This window comes from Nitrosospira sp. Nsp11, assembly GCF_900142705.1.
In the GTDB taxonomy this organism is placed as follows: domain Bacteria; phylum Pseudomonadota; class Gammaproteobacteria; order Burkholderiales; family Nitrosomonadaceae; genus Nitrosospira.
Genome location: NZ_FRBV01000010.1, coordinates 91,389 through 100,331 on the forward strand (window position 1 = coordinate 91,389; position 8,943 = coordinate 100,331).

The 8,943-nt window shown below is 51.7% G+C and carries 9 protein-coding genes; 5 read left to right on the forward strand and 4 right to left on the reverse strand.

The window, feature by feature from the left end; translation table 11 throughout:
• Positions 1–81 precede the first annotated feature (81 nt).
• Complete coding sequence (gene arfB, locus BUA28_RS11370) at positions 82–516, forward strand: alternative ribosome rescue aminoacyl-tRNA hydrolase ArfB (RefSeq protein ID WP_143148508.1); 435 nt, start codon at positions 82–84, stop codon at positions 514–516.
• 85 nt (positions 517–601) lie between these two features.
• Here the strand turns inward: arfB and BUA28_RS11375 are convergent, their stop codons facing one another.
• From BUA28_RS11375 to BUA28_RS11385, 3 genes are all read right to left on the reverse strand, one after another.
• A complete protein-coding gene (locus BUA28_RS11375; RefSeq protein ID WP_072768238.1) occupies positions 602–2,137 on the reverse strand; it encodes a sensor histidine kinase in 1,536 nt (511 codons plus the stop codon).
• Between the two features lie 38 nt (positions 2,138–2,175).
• A complete protein-coding gene (locus BUA28_RS11380) occupies positions 2,176–2,640 on the reverse strand; it encodes a response regulator transcription factor (protein WP_072768239.1) in 465 nt (154 codons plus the stop codon).
• A gap of 216 nt (positions 2,641–2,856) precedes the next feature.
• Positions 2,857–3,543: an alpha/beta hydrolase gene (locus tag BUA28_RS11385; protein ID WP_072768240.1), complete on the reverse strand. Its 687-nt coding sequence runs from the start codon at positions 3,541–3,543 to the stop codon at positions 2,857–2,859.
• A gap of 129 nt (positions 3,544–3,672) precedes the next feature.
• On the opposite strand from BUA28_RS11385, the gene BUA28_RS11390 reads away from it, so the two are divergent.
• Entirely contained in the window at positions 3,673–4,770 is a 1,098-nt protein-coding gene (locus BUA28_RS11390) for a transglutaminase-like domain-containing protein (RefSeq protein WP_072768241.1), read from the forward strand.
• A gap of 135 nt (positions 4,771–4,905) precedes the next feature.
• Here BUA28_RS11390 and yjgA read toward each other — a convergent pair whose 3' ends face one another.
• Positions 4,906–5,451, reverse strand: coding sequence for a ribosome biogenesis factor YjgA (gene yjgA, locus BUA28_RS11395; protein WP_072768242.1), 546 nt, complete (start codon positions 5,449–5,451; stop codon positions 4,906–4,908).
• Positions 5,452–5,590: 139 nt separating this feature from the next.
• On the opposite strand from yjgA, the gene pmbA reads away from it, so the two are divergent.
• The 3 genes from pmbA (at position 5,591) to BUA28_RS11410 (ending at position 8,874) form a co-directional block, all read left to right on the forward strand.
• Positions 5,591–6,949, forward strand: coding sequence for a metalloprotease PmbA (gene pmbA / locus BUA28_RS11400; protein WP_072768253.1), 1,359 nt, complete (start codon positions 5,591–5,593; stop codon positions 6,947–6,949).
• A 142-nt stretch (positions 6,950–7,091) separates the two neighbouring features.
• The gene (locus tag BUA28_RS11405) at positions 7,092–8,132 is read left to right on the forward strand and encodes a phosphoglycerate mutase (RefSeq protein WP_072768243.1); all 1,041 of its coding nucleotides are present in this window, start codon (positions 7,092–7,094) and stop codon (positions 8,130–8,132) included.
• Between the two features lie 262 nt (positions 8,133–8,394).
• Positions 8,395–8,874 (forward strand): autoinducer binding domain-containing protein, encoded by a 480-nt coding sequence (locus tag BUA28_RS11410; RefSeq protein WP_083569983.1) that lies wholly within the window; start codon positions 8,395–8,397, stop codon positions 8,872–8,874.
• The last annotated feature ends 69 nt before the right edge of the window (positions 8,875–8,943 follow it).

Genomic DNA, 8,943 nt, shown 5'->3' on the forward strand with positions numbered 1-8,943 from the left:
TCGCCCATCCTGTCAAACAGCGGCGATGTCGAGCATGGCTAATAGAAATCGAAGCGTGGACACCGCTACCCAGGAATAATGATGGAAAATCCCAGCAAAATAGCCGCCGCCATACACGCGATCGAGAACGAGATCGAGATAAAGGCAATTCGGGCACAGGGTTCGGGCGGGCAAAATGTGAACAAGGTCTCCAGCGCGATCCACTTGCGCTTCCACATTGGCGCTTCATCGCTGCCCGACATTTACAAAGAGCGTTTATTGAAACTGAACGACCAGCGAATCACACGAGAGGGCGTGGTCGTTATCAAAGCGCAGCAATATCGCAGCCAGGAAAAAAACCGCGAAGAAGCGCTGCGACGTTTATACGAACTCATCGGGCGCGTAACCGAATTACCTCCGAATCGCAAACCTACCCAACCGACGCGCAGTTCGCAGAAGAAACGGCTCGACAGTAAAACCCAGCGAGGCCAGATCAAGATCATGAGGAAAAAATTCTTGAGTGAGCAGGTGTCGTAACGAGGAGAAGGACTTCGATCCGCTTTCGTGTAAGTCATGCGCCAGGTTAAACCGCTGGCTTTATCACGTGGTGCCGGGATTATTTCTAATGAATAGGTGCTAGATGAGATTCATTTTTGTCGGGCTCAGGCAATTCAACGGGTGGATTCGCCGGACGTGCAATAAGGCTCTCAGTTTGCTGCAAGCTCTTTTCCATAGCGGGGGCGCTTTTCGCGTTGTGAAAGACTACAGAAAAGGTGGTTCCGACATTCTGCTCGCTGGAAACCCTGATGTTTAGTTTATTGTTCTCAGCCACGGTTTTTACTATTGATAAACCTATTCCGCTTGATGTTCGGTTGTGCAACGCTGCCCTGGGGGTATAAAAATACTCGTCGAAGATATGCGGAAGGTCTTTATCGCCGATGCCAATCCCATGGTCGATAATAGTTACTGTCGCGGATAGGCTGTGCTCATCGAAAGAAGACCCGATCTCCACCGAACGTCCATCGTATGAATAGACAATTGCATTTGAAATAATATTCTCGAAGAGTATTTCAAGCTGATTGGGGACACATTCCACCACAAAATCTTCGATCGAAGGGTTGATAGCGATATGATGCGAATTGGCAATAGGTTGTAATTTGTCTATACATTTCTGGAGGACACCAGCAATATTCGCCCACGTCAAATTAGCGGGATCGCGGGCTGCAGCTTTTAACCGTTCAAGCTTGAGCACATCCAGAATCAGACCTGCCATGCCGGCGGCTCGATCATCGACCTTCATAATGACATTCATTATTTCCGGCGAGGCCTCTCCACAATAATTTCCTTTGATCAGACTGATCTTGCTGCGAATCGCATCAAGCGGCGCTTTAAGCTGATGTGTCATCAGGACGGCATACCGGTCTTTCTCCGCTTGCGCCCGGCTGATCTGCTCGTAGGCATCCATAAGGTGTCGCTCGTGGACGCGCACGACGATCGACAGCCGTGAAACGACATACCAGACAATGACAAAGAGCACATCCAGCGTAAACATCCATAAAAACGTATTGATTTTAAGCGAGCTGATGCCAGATGCACCCGGGTCTATCAATACCGACTGAGGCGCCAGAAAAAGAAGCGGATTTTCAAACAACAAAACAATGGAATACATCGCGCAAACCAGAACCGTGACAATCAGACTCTCCACCGTCGAGAAAAAGATGCACGATAAGGCGATATGCAGCACATAAAAGAAGGGAGCCGGAGTCGCAATACTGCCAACGTAATGCACGACGACCGACAGGCAAAGGAGGTCGACGATGATTTGAGCCCAGATGTTTATGGAGGGGGAGTTATATTTTGTCCGCTTGCGAAAATCCAGGGCATAGATGCAGATGATATTTGCGATAAATAACAGGGCTGTTATGACAACAGGCCATCCCTGCTGGTGAGTGATGCCGATTTCGGTAAGCGTATCTGAAGCAACGAGCGCAAATATTTGAAAAATGAGGAGAACAGCGATGACCCCCCATCGAAAAATGATAAACCACCGCGCGTTGCCAATCAGTACTTCGTCGCTCAGCTTCGAGCCCGTTAACCCGGCACGCGGGAAAGCGAAGGCGGTTTTGGATGCAGCCCAGGAAAATTCGGCAATCGCCATGTTAAATTCTGCAGGAAGAATCTGCTGGAAATTCTAAATTACGCAGGCGCATCCAGCCGATGGCGAACAATCGATAAAAAGCTGATCGGGTCGACGGGTTTTTCCACGATTAAAATCCATTCGTCGGATATGCCGGTGAAATAAGGACGGATTTCCTCGCCGAGAGAGGTCATGAATATCATGTGTAGTTGGGGAAAATGCTTTCGGAGCTCCACATAAGCTTCCAGCCCCGAATCCATCGATTCAACCATTACATCAAGGATCGCCAGATCAGGAGGATTTGCAGGATTCTTTAATAGCGATACTATAAAATCGCGCATCGTCTCGTAGCTATCGACTGTATATCCATTTGCATCGAGAATACGTTTTACAGTATCGCGAATATCCGGATCGTCATCGACATGCGCGATTCGCTGGGTAGCACCGCTTTCTTTTGCTAATACCGAACCAGGCAGTTGGCCGCGCAGCTTATCGTTTTCCAGACGTTCAGTGGGTGCATGCATTTGGGTTTCCTCCGGTTTCTGTTTAAATTGCAGATACGTTTACGGGTACCGTTCCCGCAAACAGCATAATATAGTCTAAGTGAAGCGGGTGTCACGCAAGTGTAAAAGTTTTGTGAAGGCTGCGATCTGCGCCCTCGGAAAGGTGAGATGTAAATATTATGCTGCATCGCGCCGGTTTTATTCCGGAACTCCAGTGATCAGCGCCACGGAGCGGATTCAGATTAAAACTCGCTTCAGCCATTTCCCCATATCGGCTATCTCTTCTTTGCAAACGGAGTGCGCCATCCGATACTCATGCCATTCCACTGCATAGCCTAGTTCGGTCAGTTGCCGTTTTGACGCGACCGCCATTGTCATCGGTATGACATTATCGCTTTCGCCATGCGACATGAAAATCGACACGGGGAAATTAGCCCGGTGCGCTTCCGCTGGGAGGGTTTGCGGCAGAGGGAGATGGCATGATAAAGCCATAACACCGGCGAGTTTTTCCGGATAGCGCAAGCCGGTGTGGAGCGCTAGCGCTCCACCTTGAGAAAAACCGGCCAGAACAATATTCTCCGACTTTATTCCCCGCTGGTTTTCGTGCGCGAGCAGCGCCTCGATTGCCCGTTGCGATTCGTACAAGCTTTCCATATTTTCGTGAAGGCCTGCATTCGTATCGATCAGGTCGTAGTCGTACCACGCGCGCATCACCATGCCACGGTTAATGCTCACCGGGCGCTTCGGTGCGTGTGGAAACACGAAACGGACGTGTATCGCCGAAGGCAGCGCGAGCTCATCCACGATCGGGACAAAATCATTGCCATCCGCCCCGAGACCGTGCATCCATAAAATAGTATGAGTTGGGCGAGTCCCGGTTTCCAGTTCAATAGCGGGAAGCAGATCGGTAGGGATTGCGGTCACCAGGCGAGAAAAAAATTTGACAAAATTTGACTAATTGACTAGTTGACTTAACGCGAGGGTAGGATTAGATTCGCTCTTTCGATTTTCAAGACAAAATTTCAAGACGAAACCCCTATAGCAGGAGAAAATATGAAACGCAGGGATTTTATCAAATTAGCGGGAGTAAGCGCCGCATTATTTCCTGTTGCCCCATCCGTGTTTGCTCAACAGGTTATCCCGTCACGGCGGCATACTTATCGCCTGACCTATAAGTTCGATCTTCCCGCCGACGGAAAAAAAGCCCGTTTATGGGTACCATTACCCGACACCGACGATACACCACACCAGTTTTCTCAGGGCAGCGTCTGGAGCGGTAATCCGACGGTTGCCAAGTTCGATACCGTTCCCGGAACATCTTCACCCATGTTTTACGCCGAGTGGCGGGGCGCCGGTCCACGCACCGTCTCGGTGAGCAGCGTCGTGAAGACCGTTGACCGCTCTGTCGACCTGAAGCAGTATTCCGAGCGAGGCACGGCCCCCATCCCAGCGGATGTGAAACGTTTTCTGCTACCGACAAAGAACATACCGCTAGACGGTATTGTACGCAAAACTGCGCTGTCGATCATTAAAGACGCCAATGCCCAGACACCGCTACAAAAAGCGCACGCCGTCTATAACTGGGTGGTAGACAATTCCTATCGCGACCCGGCAACGCGCGGCTGTGGCCGGGGTGATATCAAGCTCATGCTGGAAAGCGGCAATATGGGCGGAAAATGCGCCGACCTTAATGCTTTATTTGTAGGACTGGCTCGCGCAGCGGGCGTCCCCGCGCGAGATCATTATGGAATTCGCATAGATGAGTCAGCGACGCACAAAGCCCTGGGGCAATCCGACGATATCACCACCGCCCAGCATGTCCGGGCGGAATTTTATCTCGCCGGCCTGGGTTGGGTGCCAGTGGACCCCGCTGATGTGCGCGAACTGGCGCTTGAGGAAGCATTGCTGATCACCAATCCCCGAGTGGTTGAATTGCGCGATAAATTATTCGGTGCGTGGGAGATGAACTGGGTGTCATTTAATCACGGCAAGGATATCACGCTGGCAAAAGACAGTGTTTTTAAAGATCTGCCGTTTTTCATGTATCCCCAGGCCGAGATTGCCGGCCACGAACAGGATAGCCTTGATCCGGCCGGGTTTTCCTACAAAATTGTCTCATCGGAACTCGTGGGGACGGGCGTCAAGTTTTAGTGGAAAACTCTGAACACGCCCTGGTTTTGCAAGCAGGGCGCAGTTCGGCTGATACCTGGCGACGCATCCGCTCTCTATTCCAAATTTGTTTCCAATCCGCGTGCTTTCCATAGCGTGCGGAAAGGTGCTATCCAGTTACGCGTCCCGTTCGTCATTCCTTGCTGGCTCTCTCGAACCTTCAGGAATAATTTTTTGCAGTTCTTGAAATAACATACGAAAACTTTTGGGTGGCTTGTTCGCAAGCCTTTCCTTTTCCGCGTTGCGCGACAGCAAACGCAATTGCTGCAGGTCTGCGGAAGGATATTTTTGCCCAAGTTCGCCCAGCGCCAACTCATCCGTCAGCAGCCGCTCGCGCCAGCGCTCCAGCAGATGCAGCCATGCCGTATGTTGCGAGCTCAGGCCGTTCCAGGCGTCAAGTTTTTCCTGTATTGGCGCTGCATCTACGTCACGCATCAGCTTGCCGATAAATTGCATCTGCCGGCGAAGCGCTCCATGCTTGCTTATCCGCTTGGCTTCGAGCACGGCGTCGGCCAGCGTTTCCGGCAGGTCAAGTTCGGCCAGTCGCTTGAGATCGAGCTGTATCAGTTGTTCGCCCATGTCCTGGAGCGCATGCATTTCCTGCTTGCGCCGGGTCTTGCTGGCCGGAAGCGGTCCGGAATCGTTTAAGGGGGTTTTCTGCACTGTGCTTCCCAATTCAAGAAACTGCTATCATAGCGCCATTTCCACATAATCTCAGGCCAGTCTGCTGCTGGGCTCCAAGACGGGCTTGCGCGTGCTATTTGCCAGCTAATCAATATAAGGTTCCTCCCTTAAAATGGCCATGAACGATAATGCCCGCCCTTCCCCGCGTTTTTCCTATCCTTTCCCTGTACTTCAAAAAATTGCGCAGGACGTACTGGATTATGCCAAAAAAAATGGCGCCAGCGCCTGTGAAACCGATATTTCGGATGGTTTCGGCCAGAGTGTTACCGTCCGGCGCGGAGAGGTCGAAACCATAGAGTACAATCGTGACAAAGGGCTCTCGGTAACAGTTTATATCGGCCAGAAACGCGGCCATGCAAGCACCTCGGATTTCGCGCCACAGGCAATAAAAGACACGGTCGCGGCGGCCTTGTCGATTGCCGGACACACGGCCGCTGACGATTGTGCAGGGCTGGCCGATAGTGACTTGCTGGCGCGGGAATTCCCCGACCTTGATTTGTATTTTCCGTGGGATTTGCCGGTGGAGCAGGCCATACAGCTCGCGCAAACCTGTGAAGCGGCCGCGTTCGCGGTGGATAAGCGCATCACCAATTCTGAAGGGGCGAGCGTTTCGCTGAGCGAGTCCCAGTTTGTGTATGCCAACAGTCTGGGATTCATGGGCGGCTACCCCGGTTCTCGTCACAGTATCAGTTGCGCGGTGATTGCAAGCCAGGATGATACGATGCAGCGCGATTATTGGTATAGCGTTGCGCGCGACGCCGCTGATCTGGAGCATGCAGATGCCGTTGGCAGAAAAACGGGGATGCGCAGCGTTGCACGCCTGGGTGCCAGGAAAATTGCGACCTGTGAAGTGCCTGTTCTATTCGAAGCGCCGATAGCAGCCAGCCTGATGGGCCATTTTGTCAGCGCCGTGAGTGGTGGCAGCCTCTACCGGAAGTCGTCATTTCTACTGGATAGTATCGGCAAACAAGTATTTGCCCCTGATATTCAGATCCGGGAAGCCCCTCACTTGAAAAAAGGGTTGGCCAGCGGACCGTTCGATGATGAGGGTGTCGCCACGCGTGAACGCAAAGTGGTGGAGAACGGCGTGATGCAGGGGTATTTTCTCGGCAGTTATTCCGCTCGCAAGCTCGGGCTGAGCACGACCGGAAACGCCGGGGGTAACCATAACCTTATTCTGGATAATGGCGCCGGACTCGAATTCTCCGCCCTGCTCAAGAAAATGAATAAAGGAGTGCTGGTAACTGAATTACTCGGTCAAGGCGTAAACCCAGTCACAGGAGATTATTCCCGCGGGGCAGCAGGCTACTGGGTGGAGGATGGAGAAATCCGCCATGCCGTTGAGGAAATTACGATCGCAGGCAACCTGAAAGATATGTTGCTTGGCATTTCCGCAGTCGGCAATGACGTTATTGCGCGTGGTTCCAAGCAATGCGGCTCCCTGTTGATAGACCGCATGATGGTCGCGGGCGGTTAAACATTCAGTAAGCACTCAGCGCTCAGTCTTTCAGCATCCGCTTTTCTGTTTACTCCCTGGGGAATGCGCTTCGATTCGCCTTCGCCCCTTTTGCTCGACTTGTCTAGCCCGGCAATGGTTTCGGCTCACGCGCGAACTCACGATGAATCTACATTTGCTTGTTCCTGCCCTCTTTTGGCCCGATACCGGGTTTCCGGACATTTACCGTGATCTATCGCTCCCCGCACTGGAGAACCTGATTGCAAAATGTTCGAGCGATGAGGATGAGTCGGAAGGACTAGAGGCTTGGCTCTGCCGGGCGCTCGGCGTTGCAAAACAGCAGGACTGGCCAGTTGCACCTCTTACCCTGCTGATCGATGGAGCGGAGGATATAAAAGCAGGAAACGATTACTGGATTCGCGCCGACCCGGTGCATCTGCATATCGAGCGTGATCAGATCGTGCTGGCTGATAGCCGTGTTTTCCAGATTTCGTCCCAGGAGGCCGAGGAGCTTACCGGCATGCTTAACCGGTATTTTGCGGCGAGCAGCCAGGCACTGGTATTCTTGCCGCTACGACCCGATCGCTGGTATATGCGCGTAACAAAAACGCCCGCGGCAAAAACACATTTGCTTGGCGAGGTTGCAAACAGAGGCATCAATGAATTGCTGCCGTTCGGCGCAAACCAAACGTTCTGGCGCGGCCTCTTCAATGAAATCCAAATGCTGCTGCATTCGCATCCGCTTAATCAGTTACGGGAGGTGCATGGCGAACCAGTCATTAACAGTACCTGGTTCTGGGGCGGCGGGATCATGCCGGAATCACCGAGTTCTCCATATACGCGTATATGGAGCAATAATGTCCTTGCCCGCTCCCTGGCACTAGCGTCTCATACAGATCATATACAGCTTCCCCCAAGCGCGGCGATGTGGCAACAATCCGCCACGTCCGGGCATCATCTCGTCGTGCTTGATGCCCTCTACGGAAAAGCCCAGTACGCGGATGCATATGGCTGGCGTGAAAGTTTGAAAGAGCTCGAACGGAACTGGTTCACGCCTTTGTGGACAATGTCCAGGCAAGGGCTGTTCAGCCGAATAACCCTCACCGCACTCAGTGGAGACAGAAGCAAAAATTTTACTGCAAGACGCATTGACTTGAGGAAATTCTGGCGCACGCCAAAACCAATCTCGATCTATGCCGGCTAGGGTATCGGAAGAAAAGCCATGTTTTTTTTGTCTTTTTCAGCACATTAAAAGTGGCTAATATCATTCATAATGAGGCTCCACCCGGCAATGTGATGGGGCAAGAAAAACCGAATCTCCACTACGCTGCAAATCAATAAAACTCGGGATGATTTCGCGTAGCAAATAATGTTTAATATAAGTAACTTGTGGGTAAAATATCCCACGACTCGTGACCGGTGGTAAGAATTTTGCAATAAAAGGGGAATATCATGAGGAGAAAATCATGACTAATTTAAATCTATTCGAGTCGTTGTTGAATTGCAACACTGTGGAAGAGCTGCACAGGGATGCGACAGCCATTGTTGGCCAGATGGGTTTCGAGCACTTTCTATACGGCGTCCAGGTGAATACATCACTTACCCGTCCATATCGATTCATCCTCAGTTGTTATCCGGAAGCATGGCGAAAACGTTATGACGAGGAAGGTTACGCCAGTATTGATCCTACCGTTTCCCACTGCGCCAGAACGTCAATTCCTGTCATTTGGAGGAACGAGATTTTCAAGGGACGCAAGGAGGCAAGGATAAGAAGCGAGGCAAAGGATTGCGGCCTGGCGAGCGGAGCCAGTTTCTCGGTTCATGGTGGGCGAGGCGAAGCTGCAATGCTGAGCCTTGCGACCTCCCGCGACTCTCGTGAAGCTCAGGATGATATTATCGCGACGATGGACAAAGCCCAGCTAGTCGTCCCTGAAATACGTCCGTAAGCCTTGCAGATATTAACGTTGAGGGGTATACAAGGTCTGAGGAAATTGCCAGAATTGGCGTTATTTCCC